Source organism: Shinella sp. (assembly GCF_035998705.1).
Taxonomy (GTDB): Bacteria; Pseudomonadota; Alphaproteobacteria; order Rhizobiales; family Rhizobiaceae; genus Shinella.
The window spans coordinates 338,707-362,152 of sequence record NZ_DASYHH010000022.1; the positions used below are offsets into that span (position 1 = coordinate 338,707).

A 23,446-nucleotide genomic window follows, 5' to 3' on the forward strand; every position below is an offset into this window, starting at 1 on the left:
CTTTCGCGCGGCACCGCGTCTAAGGCATGGGCAAGAACGGCAGGACGAGACGCATGCAGCCAGACAGGACAGAGCTGAAGCAGGTGATGGAAAGTGCGGCGCTCGCCGCCGGGCGCGCCATCATGGCCATCCATAGCGCCGGGGCGGACGTCCACTACAAGTCGGACAGCTCACCGGTGACCGCCGCGGACGAGGAAGCCGAACGGCTTATTCTCGAAGCGCTGGCGCTCAATTTTCCGGCGATCCCGGTGGTTGCCGAGGAAGCCGTCGCCGCCGGCAGCGTGCCGGATATTTCCAGCGGCACCTTCTTTCTCGTCGATCCGCTCGACGGCACGAAGGAATTCATTGCCGGGCGCAGCGAATTCACCGTCAATATCGCCCTGATCCGCGACGGCGCCCCGATTGCCGGCATCGTCTATGCCCCGGCACTTTCGGTGGGTTTTATCGCCGAAGAGGATCGGGCGGAGCGCTTCGAGGTAACCGGCGACGCCACGATTTCCAAGCGCCAGACCATCGGCTGCCGCAGCCGCGGCGACGCGCTGACCGCGGTCGCAAGCCGTTCGCACGCCACGCCGGAAACCGCGCGTTTTCTCGATGATCACGGCATCGACGCCTGCACGGCGATCGGCTCTTCGCTGAAATTCTGCCTCGTGGCGGAGGGGCTAGCGGATGTCTATCCGCGCTTCGGCCGCACTATGGAGTGGGACACCGCCGCGGGCGATGCCGTGCTGCGCGCGGCCGGTGGCATCACCCACACGCTGGACGGCAGCCCCCTCCTCTATGGCAAGACCAACCAAGCGAGCGACGCGGACTTCGCCAACCCGAATTTCATCGCCGCAAGCGCGGATTGGCGCGCAGCGCCGGCCGAGACCACAAAATAACCAGATTGCTCGACGAGGAATGCGCCCGATCGCAAAGACGCCGGTTGAGGGAGCTGCCCCCTCCTCGCCCGGCGGATGCACGGCATTTCCCGCCACCGGTCGAACGCGGCATTTTTATTGTCTGTAAAGGCAAATTCGAATAAGTTGCGGCGACAGGCATAGAGGCGACAAACCAGTTTGCTGTTTGAAAATCAGAGTGAGCCGACGTGAAAGATGAAAACGCGCCCGTCGCGGCGGAAACCCCGACCCACGTCGATGACCAGACGAGCAGCCTGCTCGAGCTCGCCAAGCAGCGAGCGCGCCAACGCGCGAACGACCAGAAAGTCGTGACGATCAAACAGACGCCCGCCAGGCGCCGGGCCCAGCCGACAATCGACGAGGAGGCGACGCTGCGGTCGCGTATCGAACCGCGTGCACGCCCGCCCGTCGATATCACCAAGAGCGTTCTGACCCTGCCCGACATGCCCAAGCATAAGAAGGAGCGGCCCTGGGCGCTCATTTCCTTCGTGCTGGCGGTTATCGTTCCGACGATCCTGAGCGGGCTGTATTATGTCTTCGTCGCGACCCCGCAATATGTGGTCGAGACGCAGTTTTCCGTTCGCGGTGCGCAGCAGGCGTCGCTCAACGCGCTCGGCCTGACCGGGCTCGTCGGCGGCGCCGCCCAGGCGGGCGATTCCTACATCGTCACCGACTACATCCATTCCTCGCAGATCCTGCCGGATATCAAGGACCAGACGGGCCTCGACATCCGAACGGTCTACTCCCGCCCGGCGATCGATTTTCTCTATCGCGAGAACGATACGAGACCGCTCGACGAGTTCCGCGATTACTGGCGGAACATGGTCGAGATCAGCTACAATTCGACGACCGGCAACGTGACGATGCGCGTCTTCGCCTTCTCGCCGACGGACGCAAAGCAAGTGGCGGATTCGGTTCTCACTGTTTCCGAAAACCTGGTCAACACGCTGTCCGACAAGTCCCGCAGGCAGTTCATCGAGGTCGCCAACCACCAGGTTGCGCGCTCGGAAGAACGGCTGCGCAACATCCGCAACCAGATCACCGACCTGCGCATCACCGAGCAGGCCGTCGACCCGACGGCCGTCGCGACGATGGAAGCAACCATCATCAGCTCGCTGGAGCAGGAACTGGCCTCGCTTCGTACCCGCTACAAGGCCCTGGTCGATTCGATCAGCAAGGATGCGCCCTCCGCCCGCGTCATCGAGCGGCAAATCACCGCGCTCGAGGCACAGCTCGTCGAACAGCGGAACAGGATCAGCGGCGAGAGCGAGAGCGACGATCCCACCAGCAAGACGACGCGTAGCGGCATGGATGGCGGTCGCGCGTTGCCGGCGATGATCGACCGCTTCACCGAACTCGGCGTCGAGCAGGAATTCGCCGTCAAGGCCTATACGACCTCGCTCGCCGCGCTGGAAACGGCCATGCAGGAAGCCCAGAAGCAGGAGCGTTATTTTGCTGTCTACGTGCCGCCGCGGGAGCCGGAAATCGCGCTCTACCCGCTCGGCGCCGTGAACACCGCTATCGTCCTTGCGGCCGCGGCCTGCCTGTGGCTCATCGGCTACTTCGCCGTCCGGTCCGTGAAGGACCACGCGATCTGATCGCGATGCAGAAACGAGTGGCGCTATGGCCCTGCTAGCTGAAAAACCCCTGAGCTACGCCCTGCGCGAGAACGCGCGGGTGATTTCGGCCCTCGTCGTGCGCAGCGCCGTGACGCGGTTCGGCGAAAGCCGCCTGGGTTTCGTCTGGATCCTCATCGAGCCCGCCGCCTATATCGGCATCTTCCTGCTCATCCATGCCGGCATGAAGGCGCAGATCCCCTTTGGCGACAATGCGCTTCTATTCATCCTGGCCGGCGTGTTCGGATTCCGCATGACGCGCGGCATTTCACGCAAGACGGAACGCGCGATCTCCAACAACCAGCCGATGCTGACCTATCCGCTCGTGCGCCCACTCGATACGATCATTGCGACCTTCCTGCTGGAATCGACGATCTGGCTGATCATCTGCGCCCTGTTCATGTGGGGCCTTGCGATTTCGCTCGACCGCGACGTCATCGTCTATCCCGGCGAATTCACGGAATGCATGTTCGCCATCCTCTATTTCGCCTTCTCCTATGCCGCGTTCAACGCCATGGCCGGAGCGCTCATACCCCGTTACGACACGTTCATGAGCATGGTGAGCATGCCGCTGATGCTCATGTCCGGCGTCTTTTTCATGCCCGCGGAAATGCCGCCGAGCTTCCAGGCCGTCCTATGGTGGAACCCCTTCCTGCATTGCGTCGAATGGTTCCGTACCTCGACCTATCTCGATTACAATGCCCTGCTCAGCAAATCCTATCTGCTCAGCCTTTCCACCGCGCTGTTGACCTCTGCGCTCATCCTGGAGCGGGTCTTCCGTAGCAGGATCATAAGCGCATGATCATCTTCGACAATGTCAGCAAGGCGTACCCCCGTCCCGGCGGCGGCAAGAAGATTATCCTCGACCGGTTTACCGCGGCCTTCCGCCCCGGCACGAATGTCGGCATCCTCGGGCGCAACGGCGCCGGCAAGTCCACGCTGATGAGCCTGATATCCGGCGGTGAAATGCCGGATTCCGGGCGCATCCTGCGCGAGGGCAAGATTTCCTGGCCGCTCGGCTTCAATGGCGGCGTGCACGGCAAGCTGACGGGTGCCCAGAACACCCGCTTTATCGCCGATATCTACGGCAAGAACCGCAACCAGGTCCTGGATTTCGTCGCCGACTTTTCCGAACTCGGCGCCTATCTCGATATGCCGGTCAAGACCTATTCCGCGGGCATGAAGGCGCGGCTCTCCTTCGGCATCTGCATGGCGATCGGGTTTGAATATTACCTGATCGACGAGGTGATCGCGGTCGGCGATTCCACCTTCAAGCAGAAGTGCAAGGACGTCTTCGACGAACGACGTGAGAACGCCACGCTGCTTCTGGTCTCCCACTCCTCCGGCCTGCTGCGCTCGTTCTGCGACATCGGCGGCGTCATGAACAACGGCCAGCTCACCTTCTACAACGACATCGAAGAAGCAATCGAGGTCCACGAAGAAATCCTTCGGGCCTCCTCGGTCAACCAGCGCCGTTCCGCCTGAATTTTCCACGAAACACAAACGCGCAGCCGCCGGGGAACGTCCCGACGGCCTGAAAACGCGTATCCATGAGAGAATAGCGGCCTATTGCGACTGCGCGAGCAGGGGCAGCACGTTGCTTGCCCGGGGCAACTGGCCGGCGGCCCGCGCCGCCTCGTCCATGGCACGAAGCTTTTCAAGCAGCGAATTGGTCGCGACTTCCATGCCCTCATAGGCGTAATAATCGCCGGGATGCAGGCACTGCTGGGCAATCCAGTTCAGGTACTCGCGCCGCAGCGCCGGCGAGCCCACGTGGCCGGACGACCAGAAACTGTCGAGCTCGATACCCTTGTTGACGCAGAAGGCAAGCGAAGGATGGCGGTAGAAGGCCTGCCCGAGAACGGCAAGCGGAATGCCATGCTGAAGCGCCGACAATCCGGACGTGCTGTTGATCGTCACCATGCCGGCCGCATGCCGCGTCATCAGGCCGAGCGAACCGCTGTCGAGAATGTGGATGCGGTCGGAGACGTTGTTGAGCACGCCCACCTGGCGGATGAACTGCTTGTCCTGGCTGTGCCCGCGCTCCATCGGATGGATCTTGAACACCAGCTGGTGTGTCGGCGGCGCGTTTCGCGCGAAGGACACGATCGTCTTCAGAATGAGCTTCTGGTTGTTCCAGCCGCTGGCGGCAGCGCCGAGCTGGCTGTCGTCATGCACCTGCAGGGGCACGATATAATATTTCTTGTCGTGATGCTCGAGCAACCGCTCCATGCTGCGATAGTTGCTGCCGAGGTTGCGGAACTTCCGGTAATAGTTCTTGACCCAGTAGAAGGCCTCGGGCGCCAGCGACCGCTTGTGCTTGTGGAAGAGCTTGCGTTCGCTCAGCGTCGAAAAGATGCCGCGCACGGAGAAATAGGTGAAGGCATAGGTCGCCATGGCGCCGAAGGACGAGGGATAGTTCGTGCCCCGCGGACGCTCGCGCCGTTTCTCCTCATCCGTGTCGGCCGGCAGCAGGCCGGCGATCGGCGAGCGCCAATTGTTGCCGCCGGTCTCCATCGTCACGAAGCCGGGACGAATGTAGCCCTCTTCCAGGCTGAGCACGGGGATGTTCGCCGCGGTGCACTGCTCGATCGCGATCTTGTGGATATCGCGCTCGCAGCCGAAGAGGACCACATAGTCGAAACCATGTTCGCCGACGATTTCGGAAAACCAGTCCCGCCAGACATCGGCCGTGCCGGAAAAATGCAAAATCTTGCTGCCGCGGGCAAAAAGCCGGTCACCGGCGTTGAAACAGATGCGCCAGGCATCGAAACCGCTGTCGTTGAGCAGCGCCTGGGCTTTGCGGAAGAACGGGCCGACGGGACCCTGCAACAGGAGCACGCGCGGCGCACTCTTGGAGGGGAAGCGCTTGGAAAGTTTGCGACGCAGCGACAGATTGATCAGCCGGGATGCACGCGCCGCACCATTGGCTTCGGCGTCGGAGCGGCCAACCTTCATATCGTTATCATGCTGTACGCTCATGACAGGTCGGCTCTACTCAAAATGTGATGCAGAATAGAATGGTATTCGCACAAAGGCGCTGTTTTAGCAACCACATCTACTCTATTCCCCGATTTTTGCCGCCAGCCCCTCGACTGGCAGATCCTCGCATCTGCGGCGACTCGGACCGCCCCACGGTTTCCGGCTATGTTTACCGCAACCGCGAGTCGCGAAGCAACACCCCGACACGGTTGATTTGTTGCGCCGCACACAAAAACAGCCTCTGCGCCAGTCCGGGCGATTTCAAGGCGCCGGCGGAAATTTCTTCCACGAGGTCCTCCGGCCGGCACGGCAAACCGCTGAGCGGGTGGACATAGAGCGGGTAGAGAACGAGGCTGGCGGCGACGAGCGTTTCCAGATCGACGCTGCGCATTCGGCGGGGAATGGCCAAACGATCATCGGTGAGCCCCCAGCCCGCATAGAACGGTGCGCCGTGAACGCCGACGGCCTTGCCGCGCAGCAGGGCCTCGAAGCCGGCAAGCGAGGTCATGGTCTCGACCCGGTCCGCCCAGCCGATCCATTGCAGGATATCGCCGCTGCCGACGGTGAGATCGGCCTCCTGCGGCGCAGCACCGCCGTCACGCACCCCGGAAACCACGTCCGGATGCGCCTTGTAGACGATGAAGGCCTCGGGAAAGCGCGCGCGCACGGCGGCCACGAGCGCGGCATTGGAGCGAATGGCGGGAGAGCCGTAGCGGATGGAGGCGTCCTTCTCCACCTGCCCCGGCACGAGAATTTTCGTCCGTCCCTCGGCCACGACCGGCAGATCGGCATCCGTCCCGAGATTGTATTTGGAAACGCCGCGCTGGATCAGCAGGCGGACGAGATCGCGCGCCCGCGCCTTGAGACTTTCATCGAAGTCGCCATGGGCGATCAGCGCCTCCAGCCGGCTTTCGCCGCGCGCATCATAATAGACATGCTCGCCATCGAGCGCGACGGAAGACGGCATCGTCAGGTTGACGCCGAGGCCCCGAGACCGGATGAAGCCGTCTTCGAGCCGGATGGCCGGCACGTCGGCCGGCAAAGCCGCATCGCTGCCCCAGAGGGCGACAATCCCCTCGGCCGCCCGCGCGGCCGCCGCAGCGGCGTCCAGCGAGCGCGCATGCACCGGATCGCCTGCCATGCCTTTCAGGAAGGGCGTCATGGCCTTGCGCTTCCAGGGAGAAAATCCGGCGGTGAAAACCTTACGCTCGATGCGCGCACGCTGGTCCCGCACCGTGATCGCCTGCTGCACGGCATGCTCCGGCGTGCATGGCTGGCGCGTGTGCAGGTCGAGATAGTGTGAGTAGTCGATATAGGCGGCGTGGAAGACCTGCTCCAGCGAAGCCGGCGACCGCACGGCGGACGGACCATTGTGATCGGCCGTGAGGCCGCGGCCCGAATAATAGGTGGTGCCGAAACAATGGACCGGGCGATCCGCCATCAGCGCCTCGAAGCCGAGCTGGCTCGACACGGTGTAGACGCTGTCGGCCTCCTCCAGCAGCGGCCAGGGGTTCATGCGGGCGGGCACGGTGATCTCGATGCCCATGGCGGTCGCCGCCTGCCGCAGCAGGCTGCGGCCACCTGCCGCCGGATGCATGCGCACGACCAGCGTCTTGCCCGGATTGTTGGCGGCCGCATGATCCAGCATGGCGCGAAAACGCGCGGCACTCGCCCCTGCCCCGGCAATCGAGGCGTCGCCCGCCACCTGGTCGACGAGCAGCACGAACGGCCGGCCGGCCGGCACGCCGGCGGCCGCTGGCGTCAGCAGCGGGCTGTTGTTGTACTTCGACAGGCGTTCGTGACGCAGCAGTGCTATCAGCCGACGAGCCCGATCGAGCGCCGCGGCATCGGTGACCGGCCGGGAGAGCAGCCGGTCGAGGCCGCTCGGATGGAGCGCATCGAAATAGATGCCGTCCCGGTCGACCACGTAAGAATGGCTCGGCTCGCCCTGCCCCGGCGAGAAACCGCGCAGGAAACCGTCTTCGAGAGTGATCGTTTCCTTGCCCGTGCGCGCTGCAAGCCACCCGGCGCGACGGCCGGAAGCCTTTCGCCCCCAGCCGATGAAACCATCGATCCGTCCCGGCAGCGCGAAAGGCCAGGCGACGATCTCGGCGTCGAGCAACCGCGCGATATCGTCCCGCTGCTGCCAGAGACCGAAGGAAAGAAGCGCGTAGGTTTTGCGTGCCTGACCGGCCATGCAGCCCTCTAGAGCAATTCCAGCAAAAGCGGCGACGCGGCTCAGCCGAGATCGTGCGCCCACACTGAAGTGTTCGGCCGGCGCCCGCTGGTTACAGCAGGTCCGCCGTACGCTGGATATTGTAGGCCGCAGTCGAACCGCTGGAGACGATCGTCAGGAACTTGGCGAGGTCCGTGGCGACGTGGCGCGCCAGATAGACGACGTCCTTGTTCCGCACGGGGAAGTTCTGCGCGACGATATAGCTCTGCGTCGCGCCCAGATCGAGGCGGTAAACGATCGGATAGCGGCCTTCGCCATCCGGCATCATGCCGCGCGAGATCAGGTCGCGGAACCGGTCGTCGCCGACGACGCTGCGGTAGACGCCCTCATCCTCGTAACGGAAGACGAAATAGCCCTTCGGGTCCGCCGTCGCGACATTGCCGCCACCGGCGAGTGCGGCGGCCTCGACGAGGCTGAGATTGGCCGCATCGAACGGAATCTTGCCGCTCTTCTTCGTCTGGCCGAGCGCCGCAAAAGTTTGCGGATCATAGGTCAGGTAGATCTGGTCGTCCGGCTTGACGTAGATGTCGTCCTTCGGGCTGTCGATGACCGACTGGAGCAGCACGCCGCGCGACTTGCCGCCACGCTTGAGGGTGACATAGGTGTCATAGGACGGTTTGGCCGCACCACCCGCCATGGCGATCACTTCGCTGAGACGCTGGCCGCTGAGGCCGAGCGGCACGATGCCCGACTTGTTCACGTCACCCTGGATGGAGACGGTGCGCGACGCATTGCCGGCAAGCGTGACGATGACGTCGGGCTCGACGGCCTTGGCCTTCAGCGCATCGACGATGGTCGCGCGCGCCGAATCGATCGTCATACCGGCGAACCGGACGGAACCGACATAGGGAATCTGGCCATGGCCATCCGGCTGCACGATGACGGGAATGGTCGTCGACTTGCGCTCGGCCGTGGAGAACAGGCCGTCCGGCCCCGCTTCGAAGATCGTGACGTCCACGCGGTCGCCGATGCCGATGACCGGCGTGCCGCCGCCCCCGCCGAAGCCGAAGGTGCTGGAAAGGCCGTAGCGCTTGGCCGAGTTCACGCTGTTGGCGACGCGCTGGTCGACGCTGACCACGTCGAAGACAAGCTTCGTCTGGGGAATTTCGTAAGACTTGCCACCGGCACCGGCAGACAGCACCTCGTGGGTCAAAGGACCGTCACTTGGAACGACGCAACCGGCCAGCGTCAACAGGCAACCCGCCGCAAGAACACGCACGAATGCGTTCAAACCCTTGCGCGGCCTGTTCACGTCTTCAATTACAATCATCACACTGCATTTCCCTTCGACCGTGCCGCACAAGGCACGGGGCAAGAACCAGCCGCTCGCCACGACAGGGCGCCATAGACATGCAGTTCCAACGTCTCGTCAAGTCCCATGACCAAACCTTGTCCCACCCATGCGGCCCCCACCGATATCATGGAGCAAATCCCTTGCACATTCGTTACGGCCTGAAAAGACGCTTCCCTCTTTGGCGTTGAAAATCAACTTTTTCCATGGGCTTTTTCACAGCGGGTGCGGCAAAAAAAACGCAATCTCCCCGCCTGCCCATGCGTCAAGACATCGCCGCGAAAAGCCATGACGGTGGAGATGGGCGAAAATAAGAGGCGACTCACGCCGCCTCCCGGGGTTCGGCTTCGGGCGGCGGCGGGGACTCTTCCTTTTCTGACGGCTTGATGCGGAACCAGGCGATGTAGAGGGCGGGCAGGAAGAGCAGCGTCAGCACCGTGCCGACGATGATGCCGCCCATCATGGCATAGGCCATCGGCCCCCAGAACACCTCTCGCGAGATGGGGATGAGGGCAAGGCTCGCCGCCGCCGCCGTCAGCAGGATCGGCCGCATGCGATGTTCCGTCGCCTCGCGCACCGCATCCCAGGCATGCATGCCCTCCCGCCGCAGTTCCTCGATCTGCACGACGAGGATGACGGAGTTTCGGATGAGGATGCCGATCAGCGCCAGGACACCCAGGATGGCGACGAAGCCGAGCGGTGCGCCGCTGCTGAGAAGGGCCACGACCACCCCGATGAGCGCCAGCGGCGCCACCGCGAAGACGAGGAACAGCCGCGAGAAACTCTGGAGCTGCACCATCAGGATCGTCGCCATGGCAAACAGCATCAGCGGCACGACGGCCACGATCGGCGCCTGGCTGTCCGCGCTCTCCTCGACCGTGCCGCCCACTTCCACGTGGTAGCCGGTCGGCAGGCTTTCGCTGAAGGCTGACACGTCCTTGTCGATCTGCGCGACGATCGTCGCCGGCTGCACGCCGCCGGTGATGCTGGCCTTGACGGTGATGGTCGGCTCGCGCGAGCGGCGCCAGACGACCGGCTGCTCCATCTCGTAGCGGAAGTTCGCGACCGCCGCGAGCGGCACGGAGGTTCCGTTTGCCGTCGGAAGCTGGAGCTGGCGCAGCGTCTCGATGGATTCACGCTCGCGCGCCCGCGCCCGGCCGATGATGTCGATCAGGTAGACGTCGTCGCGGACCTGGGTGACGGTCGTGCCGCCGACGACGCCGTTCAGCGCCGAGGCGATATCCTGCGAGGTGACGCCCAGCTGCCGGGCCTTGTCCTGCAGCACATCGACCTTCACCACGCGGGCCGGCTCGTTCCAGTCGTAGACGATGTCGCCGAGCCGGTCGTCCTTGCCGACGAGTTCGCCGAAGGCGAGCGCGTGTTTACGCACCTCCTCGATATCCGGGCCGCTGACGCGATACTGGATCGGCCGGCCGACCGGCGGGCCGATGTCGAGCAGCTTGACCAGCGCATCCGTGCCGACGAAGGTCTCGCGCAGATAGGCCTGGAGATCGGCCCTCAAACGATCGCGCGCCGCCAGGTCCTTGGCGACGATGACCGTCTGGCCGAAGGCCGGCGACGGCGGCTGCACGTCGAAGGACAAGAGGAAGCGCACCGCGCCCTGACCCACATAGGAGGACCAGCGCTCGATATCGGGATTGCCCTTCAGCTTCTCCTCCTCGAACTTGGCGATCTGCGCATTGGTCTCGGCAATCGAGGCATTCTGCGGCAGCGACCAGTCGACGATGAGTTCCGGCCGGTCGGAGGACGGGAAGAACTGTTCCTGCACGAAGCGCATGGCGAAGACCGAGACGCCGAAGATCAGCACGGTCGCGACGATGGTCGTCCATTTCCAGTGCATGCAGGTGTCGAGCAGGCGCGCGAAGGTGCGGGCGAACCAGCCCTTCTGCTCGTGGTGCTTCTTCATGGATTTCGGCAGGAGCGTCACGCCGAGCAGCGGCGCGAAGACCACCGCGACCACCCAGGAGACGAGCAGCGAAATGGCGATGACGACGAAGAGGCTGAAGGTGAATTCGCCGGCGGCACTGTTGTTGAGGCCGATCGGGATGAAGCCCGCCACCGTCACCAGCGTGCCTGTCAGCATGGGAAAGGCGGTGGACGTATAGACATAGGTGGCGGCCTTGCGCAGCGTATCGCCCGCCTCCAGCCGCGCCACCATCATTTCCACCGCGATCATCGCGTCGTCGACGAGCAGGCCGAGCGCGATGATGAGGGCGCCAAGTGAAATGCGCTGCAAGGATATGCCGTCGTAATACATGAAGACGAAGGTGATCGCGAGCGTCAGCGGTATGGAGAGCGCGACGACCAGGCCGGCGCGGATGCCGAGGCTGACGAAGCTGACGGCGAGCACGATGATGACCGCCTCGAACAGCGCCCGCGTGAAGCCGGAAACCGCCTCCTCGACGACCTTCGGCTGGTCGGAAACGGTGCACGTCGACGCCGATCGGCAGGTCGTGCGAGAGAAGCTCGATTTCCTTCTCCACGGCCGCGCCGAATTCCAGCAGGTTCGAGCCCTGCTTCATGCCGATGGCCAGCCCGATCGCCGCCTCGCCGTTGAAACGAAACAGCGCCGACGGCGGGTCTTCGTAACCGCGGGTGATGGTGGCGATGTCGCTCAGGCGGAAGAAGCGGTTGTTGACCCTGAGATTGACGTCGCGAAGGCTGGCTTCTGAGGAAAACTGTCCGCCGACCCGCACGCTGACGCGTTCGCCGCCGGCCTGCACGACGCCGGAGGGCGCGATGGCGTTCTGCGCCTGGAGAGTCGAGACGACCTGCTGCGTCGAGATGCCGAGTGCGGCAAGCTGGCGCGTCGAGAATTCGAGGTAGATCACCTCGTCCTGCGCGCCGACGAGATCGACCTTGCCGACATTGGCGACAGTGAGGATGCGCCGACGCGCGTCCTCCACATAGTCGCGCAGCTGGCGCGAGGTCAGGCCATCGGAGGTGAAGGCATAGATATTGCCGAACACATCGCCGAACCGGTCGTTGAAGGCGGGCCCGACGACGCCGGAGGGGAAGTCGCCGCGGATGTCGTTGATCATGTTGCGCACCGTCACCCAGGTCGGCGCCACGTCCCGCGCGCGCGTCGTCGGCTTCAGGTTGACGAAGATCAGCGTCTGGCCGGGTGTGGTGATGGAGCGGGTGAAATCGAGCGATTCCAGCTCTTCCAGCTTGCGCTCGATGCGCTCCGTCACCTGCAGCGTCGTCTCCTCGACCGAGGCGCCGGGCCAGGCGGCGCTGATCGTCATCGTCTTGATGGTGAAGGAGGGATCCTCCTCGCGGCCGAGATTCTGATAGGTGAAGAAGCCGAGCAGCGCGAAGACGATCATGAAGTACCAGACGAGCGACGAATGATCGAGCGCCCAGTCCGAAAGGTTGAATTTCTTCATAGGCTTGCCCCGTCTTCGATTCTGACTTTCTGGCCTTCTTCGAGGCTGTTCACCCCGGCGGTGACGACCCGGTCGCCGTCCTTCAGCCCGCCCAGCACGAGAAGGCTGCGGCCGACAGCGGCGCCCGTTTCGATCGGCGCCAGATGAACCTCGCCCTTGCCGGCATCGACGAGCCAGACATGCGGCTTGCCGTCCTTCCGGAGCACTGCCGTCTCGGGGATCATGATGGCGGTCAGGTCCGGCCCCTCCAGTTCGGCGGTGATCGTCGTGCCGAGCCGCACCGTTTCCGGCGGGTTTTCCAGCGCGATCTTGACGCGACGCGTGCGCGTCACGGCATCGGCGGAGGGCGCGACTTCGCGCACCGTGCCCATGACCTTCACGGCCGGATTGATCTGCAACGACACCGTAAACCGGCTGCCGACCGCGATGGTTTCCGCCGTCTCCGGAATGTCGACCACGGCATCGCGCTCATCCGGCCGCGCGACCGTGACGATCGCCTCGCCGGGCGAAACGGTCTGGCCGACCTCGGCGCCCGTCGCCACCACGACGCCGTCGAATTCCGCCAGGATGCGGGTATAGGAAAGCTGTTCCTCCGCCTTCACCAGCGCGGTGCGCGCCCTGACCAGCCCGGCATCCGCCGCTTCGCGGGACTGTTCGGCACTTTCGACGGCGGCCTGTGCCGCGGCATTCGACTGGAGCAGCGTCTTCTGCCGCTCCTCCGTCGCCACCGCGCTGGACAGCGTGGCTTCGGCGCTGGAAAGCTCGGCACTCGCCGAGCGCACCGCAAGCTCATAGGCCGTCGCGTCGAGCACCGCGAGCGCATCACCCTTCTTCACGAGGTCGCCGACATGCACCGTGCGCGAGACGAGGCGTCCGGCGACGCGCGAACCGAGCGCGGCCTGCACCTTCGCCTGCACCATGCCGGCAAACCGCGTTCCGGGCAGCGCGGTGGGCGTGACGACCAGCGACAGGACCGGACGCGGCGGTGCTGCGGCCTCCTCTTCCTTCTGGCAGCCGGCAAGCGCCGCCGCGGCAAGCACGACGGTCGTCAGCAGGATGGATATCCTCATGGCGCAGCCCCTTCGGTCGCGGTGACGGTCTGGCCGGGCCGGAGCAGCTTCGTGCCATCGGAAACGTAGGTCTCGCCCTCCTCGATGCCGCCGGAAATCAGCGCCGCACCGGTCTCGAAGGACATGACCTCGACCGGGCGCAGGTCGACCGTGTCGTTCGCCTTGTCGACGATCCACAGCGCCGGCTTGCCATCGGTGCCGGAGAGCGCCTGCCAGGGCACGACCGCCACCCGCCGCGGCGCGAGCGACCCGACGCCGACGACTGAGGCGCCGAGCGTCATTTCCGGCGGCGTCTCGGCCATGGCGATCTTGACGCGCACCGTGCCGGTCTCCGCGTCGATGGTGGGCGAGACCTCGCGCACCCTGCCTTCCGTGCGCACGCGGTCGTCGCTGAGGAGCGTGATGACCACGCCGTCCTCGGAGGGCCGCGAGAAGAACAGCGATTCGTAGACCTCGAAGACCGCGTCGCGCGGGCCGTTGTCGGCGATGGTGAACATGGTCTGCGCCGCCTGCGCCACCTGGCCGCTTTCGGCAAGCCGCCCGGTGACGATGCCATCGGCGGGCGCGCGCAGCTCCGTGTAGGAGAGCACCTCCTTCGTCGTATCGCGCTGGGCGATCGATGCCTCGCGCGCGCTTTCCGCCGTACGCAATGCCGTTTCGGCGTCGTCGAAATCGCGCTGCGTGCTGATGCCGTCATTCAGAAGCGATTTCTGGCGGTCGAAATTGGTACGCGCGAGCTTCAGCTGCGCGTCGGCGGCGCGCACGCCCGCTTCCGCCGCCACCACATCCGCCTTTTGCTCTTCGGGATCGAGTCGGGCAAGAACCTGCCCCTCCTTGACCGCCGCACCGACATCCACGAACCAGCCGGTGATGCGCCCGCCGACGCGGAAGGACAGATCGGTCTCCACCCGCGCCACGACTTCGCCCGTAATGGTGATCGTCTGCTCGCGTTCCTGGAATTTAACCGGCGCGACGTGCACCGGCCGTGGCGCGCCATCGGCCAGAGCCGGCCAGGCGACGGCGGAAAAAGCCAGCGCCGCCAGCATCGTTCGTCTCAGCATTGTCGTCTCCACCCTTGCAGGTGACCCATTTAATATGGGTCCTCATTATATCGCGAAGATCAGACTGACAAGCCGCAGCACCACCGGATGTTGAACTTGTCGCAGCCGAGTGTGGCGGAACCGGTGAAAAAAGCCAATCGGCGAGGCGCTAAGATAGAAAAATATAATAAAGCATGTTTTTCAGCGCTCTAAAGCCGAAACAAGAAAGCCGTCGGCAGCTTCGAAACCATAACGGTTTTCATCAAGCTGCACGACGGCTTTACCGGAGCGTCATTCGTTGGACGCTTCTATCTCGGTCCCCTCTGGACCTGCCGAAGAGAAGCAGGAAGCGTGCCAACTCGGTAATGCATAAAATAGAAAAATGATTTCATATTACTAAAGAATATCCTAATGAAAGCGGAGCCGCTGAGCGTCCCTATCCTGGGCAATTCTTGTGCAACGCACAAAACTTGTGCGCATTTTTCCGCCCAACAAAAAAGCGGCCCGGTTCAACCGGGCCGCCTTCGTTTTGTCAGCCTGACGGGATGGCTCAGAACTCTTCCCAGTCCTGTGCCGCCGCTGCCGTCGCGGCCTGCCCGCCGCCGAAGGCGCGGGTGAGCGTGTTGCCGAGCGCCCTTGCACCGGACGCGGCCGGGCGATGCACGGTGGTGGATGCGGCAACCGGACGGTCCGCGACGGCGCCCGCTGCCAGGCGGAACTGCGCGATGAGGCTGTTGAGGGCGGCGGCTTCCGTGGCCAGCGCATGGCTTGCCGCGGTCTGCTCTTCCACCATGGCCGCGTTCTTCTGCGTGCCCTGGTCGATGGAGTTCACCGCCGCGCTGATCTCGTTGAGGCCGGTCGACTGTTCGCGCGCCGAACGCACGATCGCCGCGACGTTCTGGTCGATCTCCTGCACCTGGTTGACGATTTCGGAGAGCGACGAGCCGGTCTCGCCGACCAGCGCCACGCCGAGATTGACCTGCTCGCCGGACTTGGTGATGAGCGCCTTGATCTCCTTGGCCGCGTTCGCCGAGCGCTGGGCGAGCTCGCGCACTTCCTGCGCGACGACCGCAAAGCCCTTGCCCGCCTCGCCGGCCCGCGCCGCCTCGACGCCGGCATTGAGCGCCAAGAGGTTGGTCTGGAAGGCGATCTCGTCGATCACGCCGATGATGTTGGAGATTTCGCGCGAGGAGTTTTCGATGCCGCTCATCGCGCTCACCGCCCGGCGCACGACGTCGCCCGACTTTTCGGCGCCTGCCCGGGTGCGCTCGACGAGCTGGCCGACATCTTCCGCCCGCTTGGTTGCGTCCTTCAACGAGGTCGTGGTCTCCTCCAGCGCCGCTGCGGTTTCTTCGACCGAGGCTGCCTGCTGTTCGGTGCGCTTGGCGAGATCGTCGGAGGCGGCGCGGATTTCCGCCGAGCCGGCCTGGATGGCATTGGCATTGCTGCCGACGGAGCGAAGCGCCGATTGCAGCTTTTCCACCGAGGCATTGAAATCGCGGCGGACCTCGTCGAGCGAACCGGCAAAGGCCTGCTCGATGCGGTGCGTCATGTCGCCATCGGCGAGCTTCTGCAAGCCTTCGGCCAGCGCCTCGACGGCGATGCGCGTCTCCTGTTCGCGCAAGGCGGCTTCTTCGGCGCGGTGGCGGCGCTCCTCTTCCGAGAGCGCACGGTTCTGCGCGGCCTCGCCTTCGAGGCGGACCTTGGCAAGCGTCGCATCGCGCAGAACGGCAAGCGAACGGGCCATCTCGCCGATTTCGTCCTTGCGCCCGGATTCCGAGAGATCGACATCGGTGTGACCGGACGCAATCTGGCTCGTGGCCGTAATGACCGTCGCAAGCCGCTTGCGGAAGCGGGCGGCGAGCAGCCAGCCAATCGAAATCAGCAGGCCAGCGGCAACCGCAATGACGGCAATCGACGTCATCGCGAGGGTCGAAAGGCTGGCGAACAGAACGGATTTCGGCACCGCGACGATGGCGAACCAGACCGTTCCGGGATCAAGATTGACGGGCACTGCCACCGCCATCGAGGCAACGCCCGCAGCATCCGTCAGCTCAAAGGCCTCGCCGGGATTGTCGAGCAGTTTCTGCCAGACGGCAATGTCGAGGCCCGAATCTTTCAGCGACTTTCCGAGCACTGCTCGATCCGGGTGACTGATAATGCTGCCGCCCTTGCTCAGGAGCGCGACATAACCGTCGCCGAGCGGCTTCAACTTCGCCATATCGGTCGCAAGCGCATTGAGTTCGACGTCGACGCCCGCCATCCCCTTGAAGGTGCCGTCGAACATGAGTGGCACTACGAATGACGTCAGCAACGTCTCCTTGCCGCCGACACTGTACAGATAGGGCTCCGAGAGGAAGTCACTGCCGGTTTTCTTCGGCACCTGATAGTAGTCGCCGGGGCCTGGCTTGTCGTAGTCGACCAGAGGTTCGATCACCGGACTGCCGTTCGACCGGATCACATAAGGAACGTAGCGGCCGCTTGCGTCGTGTCCGGGCTGGCTGCTGAACTCGGCGTCCTTGCCGTCGAAGGCTTCCGGTTCCCACGCCGTGTAAACACCCACAGCCATGGGGTTGTCCATCAGCAGGCGCTTCATCATCGTATTGAACGCCTCGCGGCTCGGCTCACCGCCATCCTTCATCGCGAAAAGGGCCGAACGCATGTTCCAGCTCAATGCCTTGACATGCGCGAAGGTCGTTTCGACCTCGCCGGCGCTGGCCTCTGCTGCATTCACCATTTCCGAAATCGACCGTTCTTCGACGGTCCTGTAGGACAACGAGAGAAGAACACCCGCCGTTGCCACGGTCATGGCAACACCGGCCGCCACGATGGCGAACATGTTTCGGGCAGTCGCAGTCTTGGGCAGCATCAATCGTCTCCTCGCATCCGTGCGGAAAATCCGTAGCGGCAATCATCGGAAATGGCGGGACATGCCGGCGGACGCGGCAGGGCAGAAGACGAAGTCATTTCGCAGGCCGGCAGCGTAAGCGACCCATGGTTTATGAAACGATAAAATTCGAATGAGCTGATAATGGAACAGAACGGGTGGAAAAGCGCTCTATAGAAAACGGCGGCCTACCCGACGCGGTCGCGAACGGAATGAGCGTTCAGGAAAAGTGAACAATCCGTTCGCCCCGCCCGGTCTTCCGACAGCGCATGCGAGGGGCGATATTCACCTCGACGCAAGGCCCCGATAGCGGGGTACGCACCAGAACGCCCCGGACGTTTCCGAGGAGGAGTTTCATCATGACTCTACAGCTCACAGGCATCCACCACCTGACCGCGATCACCGCGAATGCGCCGGAGAACCTGCGCTTCTACACAAAGGTGCTGGGCCTGCGCCTCGTCAAGAAGACCGTCAACCAGGACGATACGAGCGCCTACCATCTGTTCTATGCCGACGGGCTCGCCTCGCCCGGCAGCGACCTCACCTTCTTCGACTGGCCGGTCGGCCATGAGCGGCGCGGCACGCACAGCATCGCGCGCACCGGCCTGCGTGTCGCAAGCCTCGCGACGCTCGAATGGTGGAAGGCCCGATTTGCCGAACTGAAGGTCCGCGCCGGCGAGATCCGCGATGTCGGCGGCCGCGCCACGCTCGATTTCGAGGATGGCGAAGGCCAGCGCTTCCGCCTCGTCGTCGACGATGCCGGCATACCGTCTAACCCATGGAAGAAGAGCCCGGTTCCTGCCGAACACCAGATCAAGGGCCTCGGCCCCATCACGCTCAGTGTGCCGGATATCCGCAACACGCAGACCGTGCTGGTGCAGGTCATGAACATGACGGAGACCTCGACCTATCCGAACCCGGAAGGTGCCGGCGACGTGCATGTCTTCTCGATGGGCGAAGGCGGCCCGGCAGCCGAGCTGCATGTCGCCGTCGAGCCGGACCTGCCGACCGCCCACCAGGGCGCCGGCGCCGTGCACCACGTCGCCTTCCGCGCACCGGACGAGGAGGCCCTGCATGCCTGGACGGAGCGCCTGCGCGGCTTCCGCCTGCCCTCCAGCGGCGAGGTCGAGCGCTTCTACTTCCGCTCGCTCTATTTCCGCGAGCCGAACGGCATCCTGTTCGAGATCGCCACCGACGGCCCGGGCTTTGCCGTCGACGAGCCGCTCGAAACGCTCGGCGAGAGCCTGTCGCTGCCGCCCTTCCTCGAGCCGCGCCGCGCGCAGATCGAGGCCCGGCTGAAGCCGCTCGCCTAACTTAGACAAAACCCCGGCGTGACAAACGGTCCGCCGGGGTTTTTTATGCCCGCTATCAAGAGGAGACGTCGGATGACGAAACTGGTGGCCATCTCGGGAAGCCTGCGCAAGGGCTCCTTCAACACGGCGCTGCTGCGCGCCGCACTCGCCATGGCGCCCGAGAGCGTCGAAATCGTCGAAGGTTCGATCCACGGCATTCCGCTCTATGACGGCGACGTCGAGGCGGCCGAGGGCATCCCCGAGGCGGTGACGCGGCTGAAGGACCAGGTCGCCGCCGCCGATGGCGTGCTGCTCTTCACCCCGGAATACAACAACGGCATTCCCGGCGTCTTCAAGAACGCCATCGACTGGATGAGCCGCCCTTCCGCCGATATCGGCCGTGTCTTCGGCGGAAAACCCTTTGCCATTACCGGCGCCTCGCCCGGCAACTTCGGCACGCTGCTCTCGCAGGAAGCCTGGCTGCCGGTGATGCGCACGCTCGGCACCCTGCCATGGTTCGGCGCCAAGCTGATGGTATCGCGCGCCGGCACCGTCATCCAGGACGGAAAGATCGCCGACGAGGCGACGGAAAAGAAGCTGCGCGACTTCGTCGCCGGCTTTTCGGCCTTCGTGGCGGAGTGCAAGCGATAGACGGAACGGCGCGAATCAGAAGGGCGCGCCGGTTTCCCGGCGCGCCCTTTTTTGTCAGCCGATGATCCGCTCTTTGTAGGCCTTCGCCATTTCCGCATCGGCGGCCCCGATATCGTGGCCGGCGGCGAGCACAGTGTTCTCGACCGAGGCGCCGGCCGCCTTCAGACGCGCTTCGAGTTCCACCGCATGCGAACCGTAGGGGTCCGACTGGCCGGTGAGCATCAGCACGTTCGTGCCCGAAAGATCGGCTTCGGGCTGGCTTTCCAGCACGTTCATGCCCCGCAGCAGCACCGCGTTGCGGATGAGGCCGGGATAGAGCTGCATGACCGCGCCGATCATGTTCGCCCCGTTCGAATAACCGACGAACAGCGTTTTCGCCGGATCGAGCCCATAAGCCGCATTCGCCTCCTCCATGAAGGCCGCGAAGGCTTCCGCTTCACCGGCAATGTCTTTCTGGTCGAAGGTGAGAGCGGTCAGCCGGCGGAAGAACCGTGGAACGCCCTCGTCGAAACTGCGCCCGCGCGGGCTGAGCAACGCGGCACGCGGCGCCAGGCGTGCGCCGAAGGGCAGCAGGCTCGTCTCGTTGCCGCCGGTGCCGTGCAGCAGCACGATGGCCGTGCCGTCCGGCTCATCCGGGCGGTGCAGCCGGTGCACGAACGGCAGGTCGCGCTCGCGCATGCGCTCCTCCCCCGGCAGCGAAAACTGCGGAAGCCGGGCACGGACATCATCCGGATCGGCCCGGAAATGCCGGGGCACGAACAGGGCGCTGCCAAGCGTTTCCACCGGCTCGTCGATCGCCATGCCCGGGCCGTCCGTCGCATATTCGACGAGCGAACCGCCGGGCTCGCGCGCATAGAGCGAATAGAAATATTTCCGGTCGTGCATGTTGGTATCGCCCGCGTCTTCCGCTGCAAGCCGCGCGGCGGCCGCTTCCACGGCAGCCCGGTCCGGCGCCCTCAAGGCGACATGATCGATCGTGCCGGTGCCGGGCGCCGACGTCCAGAAGCCGCTGGCATTGCGGATGTCGAGCACATCGCCCGCCTCCCCCGCAAGCCGGGTGATGCCATTCGCCTCGGCAACCCTGCGAAAGCCGAAATGCCCGGCGACGAAGGCCGCCGTCTCCGCCGGCTTTTCCGACAGGATCGTCGCGCCGCGAATGCGCTGGATGGCATCCGCTGCCGCGATCTCGCGTGTGACATGCGGCGCTGGCCCTTCGACCTCCCGCTCGCCGACAAGCTTGACGATGATGCCGTCCGGATCCTTCAGCCGCAGCACGGGTTCGCCGAATTCCTGCGCCGGCCCGGTAAGCGCGATATTGTATGTCAGCGCGCGCGTCAGCCAGAAGCCGATCGCTTCGGGGCGAATGGCGAGCGCGATCTCGGAGGGTTGACCGAGCCCGACGCGGCCGGGGGAGCCGTCTTCCCAGGCAAGGAAGGTGATCAGCGAGCCGGGGCTCGCGACCGCGTCGCCGTAAATCAGGTGCAACTGGTCGGCGTCCTCGTAACCCGCCGTGCGCTTGACGAGCCGGAGGCCGAGAAAACCCACGTAGAAATCGACATTCGCCTGGATTTTCCGGGTGATCGCCGTGATGTGATGGATGCCGCTGGTCATGGAGCACCTCCTTTCGGGAGGTACACAAGCAGGATTTGGCAGCGCGCGCCAGCAGGCGGCCGGTGAAAGCACTGTCCACAAAACGAGACCGGCCCCGCTGACGAGCGAGGCCGGCCGATGTCCGGCGCGGGCAGCGCCAGATCGTTCAGAATTCGGGTTCAGGCGGCCGCAATATTGGCCGGGGACAGCGCCCGCGTCGAGGCGGACGGATCGTTGAGGAGACGGCGAATCGCCATGCGCACTTCGTCTGCAGACGAGAAGCGCTGGGAATCCAGATCCCACACGGAATATTTGACCGCGACGAACTTCAATCGATCCTCATCGGGAACGACAACGCCAACGGCCTCACCACCGATTTCGATAACCTGCTTTTGCATAACAACTCCTGCCGTGCCGAGGGCACAGCCAATTCTCAACTTGCGCTTAATTCGAAGAGGGAAACCAACTCACATTCGGCGGAGGGCCGTATGCGCTTTCCCTGTAATCGTTTCACGACAGGAGCACGCCACACGCACGGAGGCGATGCAGTTGATATAGTACATGACACACTCCCTCTTGTTGGCGCTGACGCCTTAAATCGAAGGCGTCAGGGTGGACCGGGGGGAAACGCATGCGGTCCTCATGCGATGCTCCAACACATAGTCAGCTCTCCTTTCTTTGTCAATGGAATCGGCAGAATTTTGGAAAAAATTGCTGCTGAATTTGTGTGACAAATCGAATCGCAAAATAATGTTCGCGCTTGCAGCATTTTTCAGGAAAATATGTCGCGAAGACGGATATTCCGGGGAAATGCCGTGACGCAACCTGGCAGGGCGTTCAAAATCAAATGCTTCCGCTAAGCGGGCAAAGGCGCAGCATTGGAGCAATTGCCCCAGTTGCACGGCGGACACACCCTTCAAGGGAAGCGGGGAAAAAACGTTGTGGGACCATTCTTTTTTGGGCGGGGGCTCGATCTTCCGTCCAAACATGAATAAAGAGTGAATCTCGATTTTGTTCAGTTAATATGCCGAGACGGCCGACAAGGTATGACCATGAATTTCACCAGGACGCTTTTTCCTCTGAGCATGCTCCTCCTGTCGGGCTGCGTCGTCGGTCCCGATTATCAGAAGCCCGACACCGCCCTTCCGGCCAAGTTTTCGGAAAGCAAGGCGACGAGCGGCGAGAGTGTGTCGCTCAATCCGTGGTGGGAATCCTTCCGCGACCGGCGCCTCAATGATCTCGTGCACCAGGGCTTGGGCGAAAACCTCACCGTGCGGCAGGCGCTGGAGCGCATCACCGCGGCCGAGGAGAATGTCATCGTCGCCGGCGCCGGCGCGCTGCCGAGCCTCGGCGCTTCAGCGGACGCAAATGCCAGCGGCCAGGACGGCAACTACCTGCGCCGTACCTCGGGCCGCGATTCCTCGTCGACGAAGTCGCTGAATGCCGGATTGAGCGCCTCCTGGCTGCTCGATTTCTTCGGCCAGTACCGCCGGTCGAAGGAAGCCGCGAATGCCGCACTCGACGCCGCCTATGACGACGTCGGCGTTGCTCGCCTCGCCTATCTCTCCGATCTCGTATCGAGCTATGTCAATGCACGCTACTACCAGGAAGCACTTGCGCTCAACCGCAAGAACCTGGTGTCGCGCCGCGAAACGCTAAAGCTCACCAACGAGATCAAGGAAGCGGGCGCCGCCTCCAACCTCGACGTGCTGCAGGCCGAGGGTCTCGTCAACCAGACACTCGCCGACCTGCCGGCGCTTGAAACCGGCTTCCACCAGGCGGCCAACCACATCGCGACGCTGCTCGGCGTGCCGGCCAGCACGATCACCTCCAGCCTGATCAAGGGCTCGTCCCAGCCGATGCCGCGTTATGCGACGCGCACCGGCGTGCCGGCCGATCTCATCCGCAACCGTCCGGATATCCGCGCGGCCGAGCGTCGCCTGCAGGCGGCAACGGCCAGCATCGGCATCGCGGAAGCCGATCTCTATCCGAGCATCGAGCTCGGCGGTTCGATCGGCGCGACGCGCAACTTTACCAAAGCTGCGACCGGCAACCTGACGAGCTGGTCCTTCGGCCCGACGCTTTCCCTGCCGATCTTCAACGGCGGCTCGCTGAAGGCACAGGTCAAGATCGCCCGGTCTGAAGCCGAGCAGCAGTACCTGACCTGGAAGTCGACGGTGCTGCAGGCGGTCGAGGAAGTGGAAAACGCCCAGACGGCGCTGATCCGCGACGGCCAGACGGTTGCAGCCCTGCGCAAGGTCGTCAGCACCTTCGAGCAGACCCTGAACCTCGCGCGCGAAAGCTATCGCGGCGGCGCCAGCACGATCCTCGACGTGCTCGATGCCGAACGCAACGTCGCCGATGCCCGCCTGGCGCTCGCTTCGGCAATTCGCCAGCTTGCCCGCGACTATGTGGCCCTCAACGTGGCGATCGGTGGCGGCGCGGAGATCGGTGCGCCGACGGCCGTCGCCAGCAAATAAGC

The 23,446-nt window shown here is 64.1% G+C and carries 15 protein-coding genes and 1 pseudogene; 7 read left to right on the top strand and 9 right to left on the bottom strand.

The annotated features are described in order from the left end of the window. The first annotated feature begins 74 nt into the window (after positions 1 to 74). The 4 genes from cysQ to VGN93_RS18355 all read left to right on the top strand — a co-directional run bounded on the left by cysQ (position 75) and on the right by VGN93_RS18355 (position 4,000). Positions 75 to 881, top strand: a complete 807-nt coding sequence (gene cysQ / locus VGN93_RS18340; RefSeq protein WP_327508908.1) for a 3'(2'),5'-bisphosphate nucleotidase CysQ — start codon at positions 75 to 77, stop codon at positions 879 to 881. A gap of 206 nt (positions 882 to 1,087) precedes the next feature. Beyond that, the gene (locus tag VGN93_RS18345) at positions 1,088 to 2,497 is read left to right on the top strand and encodes a hypothetical protein (RefSeq protein ID WP_327508583.1); all 1,410 of its coding nucleotides are present in this window, start codon (positions 1,088 to 1,090) and stop codon (positions 2,495 to 2,497) included. Between the two features lie 25 nt (positions 2,498 to 2,522). Continuing rightward, on the top strand, positions 2,523 to 3,317 hold the full coding sequence (locus VGN93_RS18350; RefSeq protein ID WP_319321241.1) for an ABC transporter permease: 795 nt from the start codon (positions 2,523 to 2,525) through the stop codon (positions 3,315 to 3,317). Next, entirely contained in the window at positions 3,314 to 4,000 is a 687-nt protein-coding gene (locus VGN93_RS18355; RefSeq protein WP_327508584.1) for an ABC transporter ATP-binding protein, read from the top strand. Before VGN93_RS18350 ends, VGN93_RS18355 begins: the two co-directional genes overlap by 4 nt. Positions 4,001 to 4,081: 81 nt before the next feature. Here the strand turns inward: VGN93_RS18355 and VGN93_RS18360 are convergent, their stop codons facing one another. The 7 genes and pseudogenes from VGN93_RS18360 to VGN93_RS18390 all read right to left on the bottom strand — a co-directional run bounded on the left by VGN93_RS18360 (position 4,082) and on the right by VGN93_RS18390 (position 17,413). Continuing rightward, entirely contained in the window at positions 4,082 to 5,473 is a 1,392-nt protein-coding gene (locus VGN93_RS18360; protein WP_327508585.1) for a capsular biosynthesis protein, read from the bottom strand. Between the two features lie 193 nt (positions 5,474 to 5,666). Beyond that, complete coding sequence (locus VGN93_RS18365) at positions 5,667 to 7,694, bottom strand: capsular polysaccharide biosynthesis protein (protein WP_327508586.1); 2,028 nt, start codon at positions 7,692 to 7,694, stop codon at positions 5,667 to 5,669. Between the two features lie 91 nt (positions 7,695 to 7,785). Continuing rightward, on the bottom strand, positions 7,786 to 9,003 hold the full coding sequence (locus tag VGN93_RS18370) for a polysaccharide biosynthesis/export family protein (protein WP_327508909.1): 1,218 nt from the start codon (positions 9,001 to 9,003) through the stop codon (positions 7,786 to 7,788). Between the two features lie 343 nt (positions 9,004 to 9,346). Beyond that, positions 9,347 to 12,434 (bottom strand): annotated as a pseudogene (locus tag VGN93_RS18375) (efflux RND transporter permease subunit). Beyond that, positions 12,431 to 13,504: an efflux RND transporter periplasmic adaptor subunit gene (locus tag VGN93_RS18380; protein ID WP_327508587.1), complete on the bottom strand. Its 1,074-nt coding sequence runs from the start codon at positions 13,502 to 13,504 to the stop codon at positions 12,431 to 12,433. The pseudogene VGN93_RS18375 and the gene VGN93_RS18380 overlap by 4 nt, the downstream one beginning before the upstream one ends. Further along, on the bottom strand, positions 13,501 to 14,565 hold the full coding sequence (locus VGN93_RS18385) for an efflux RND transporter periplasmic adaptor subunit (RefSeq protein ID WP_327508588.1): 1,065 nt from the start codon (positions 14,563 to 14,565) through the stop codon (positions 13,501 to 13,503). Before VGN93_RS18385 ends, VGN93_RS18380 begins: the two co-directional genes overlap by 4 nt. A 529-nt stretch (positions 14,566 to 15,094) precedes the next feature. Further along, positions 15,095 to 17,413, bottom strand: a complete 2,319-nt coding sequence (locus tag VGN93_RS18390; RefSeq protein WP_327508589.1) for a methyl-accepting chemotaxis protein — start codon at positions 17,411 to 17,413, stop codon at positions 15,095 to 15,097. Between the two features lie 377 nt (positions 17,414 to 17,790). Here VGN93_RS18390 and VGN93_RS18395 point away from each other — a divergent pair, with 377 nt between their 5' ends. Both VGN93_RS18395 and VGN93_RS18400 read left to right on the top strand, forming a co-directional pair. Then, positions 17,791 to 18,744 (top strand): ring-cleaving dioxygenase, encoded by a 954-nt coding sequence (locus tag VGN93_RS18395; RefSeq protein WP_327508590.1) that lies wholly within the window; start codon positions 17,791 to 17,793, stop codon positions 18,742 to 18,744. A gap of 72 nt (positions 18,745 to 18,816) precedes the next feature. Then, positions 18,817 to 19,374, top strand: a complete 558-nt coding sequence (locus VGN93_RS18400) for an NADPH-dependent FMN reductase (protein WP_327508591.1) — start codon at positions 18,817 to 18,819, stop codon at positions 19,372 to 19,374. A gap of 54 nt (positions 19,375 to 19,428) precedes the next feature. Here VGN93_RS18400 and VGN93_RS18405 read toward each other — a convergent pair whose 3' ends face one another. Next, positions 19,429 to 20,985: a VOC family protein gene (locus VGN93_RS18405; protein ID WP_327508592.1), complete on the bottom strand. Its 1,557-nt coding sequence runs from the start codon at positions 20,983 to 20,985 to the stop codon at positions 19,429 to 19,431. Between the two features lie 158 nt (positions 20,986 to 21,143). Next, entirely contained in the window at positions 21,144 to 21,362 is a 219-nt protein-coding gene (locus VGN93_RS18410) for a hypothetical protein (protein WP_319321206.1), read from the bottom strand. A gap of 654 nt (positions 21,363 to 22,016) precedes the next feature. Here VGN93_RS18410 and VGN93_RS18415 point away from each other — a divergent pair. Further along, positions 22,017 to 23,444 carry an efflux transporter outer membrane subunit gene (locus VGN93_RS18415; RefSeq protein ID WP_319321204.1) on the top strand — a complete coding sequence of 476 codons (1,428 nt, stop codon included), beginning with the start codon at positions 22,017 to 22,019 and terminating at the stop codon, positions 23,442 to 23,444. Positions 23,445 to 23,446: the final 2 nt, after the last annotated feature.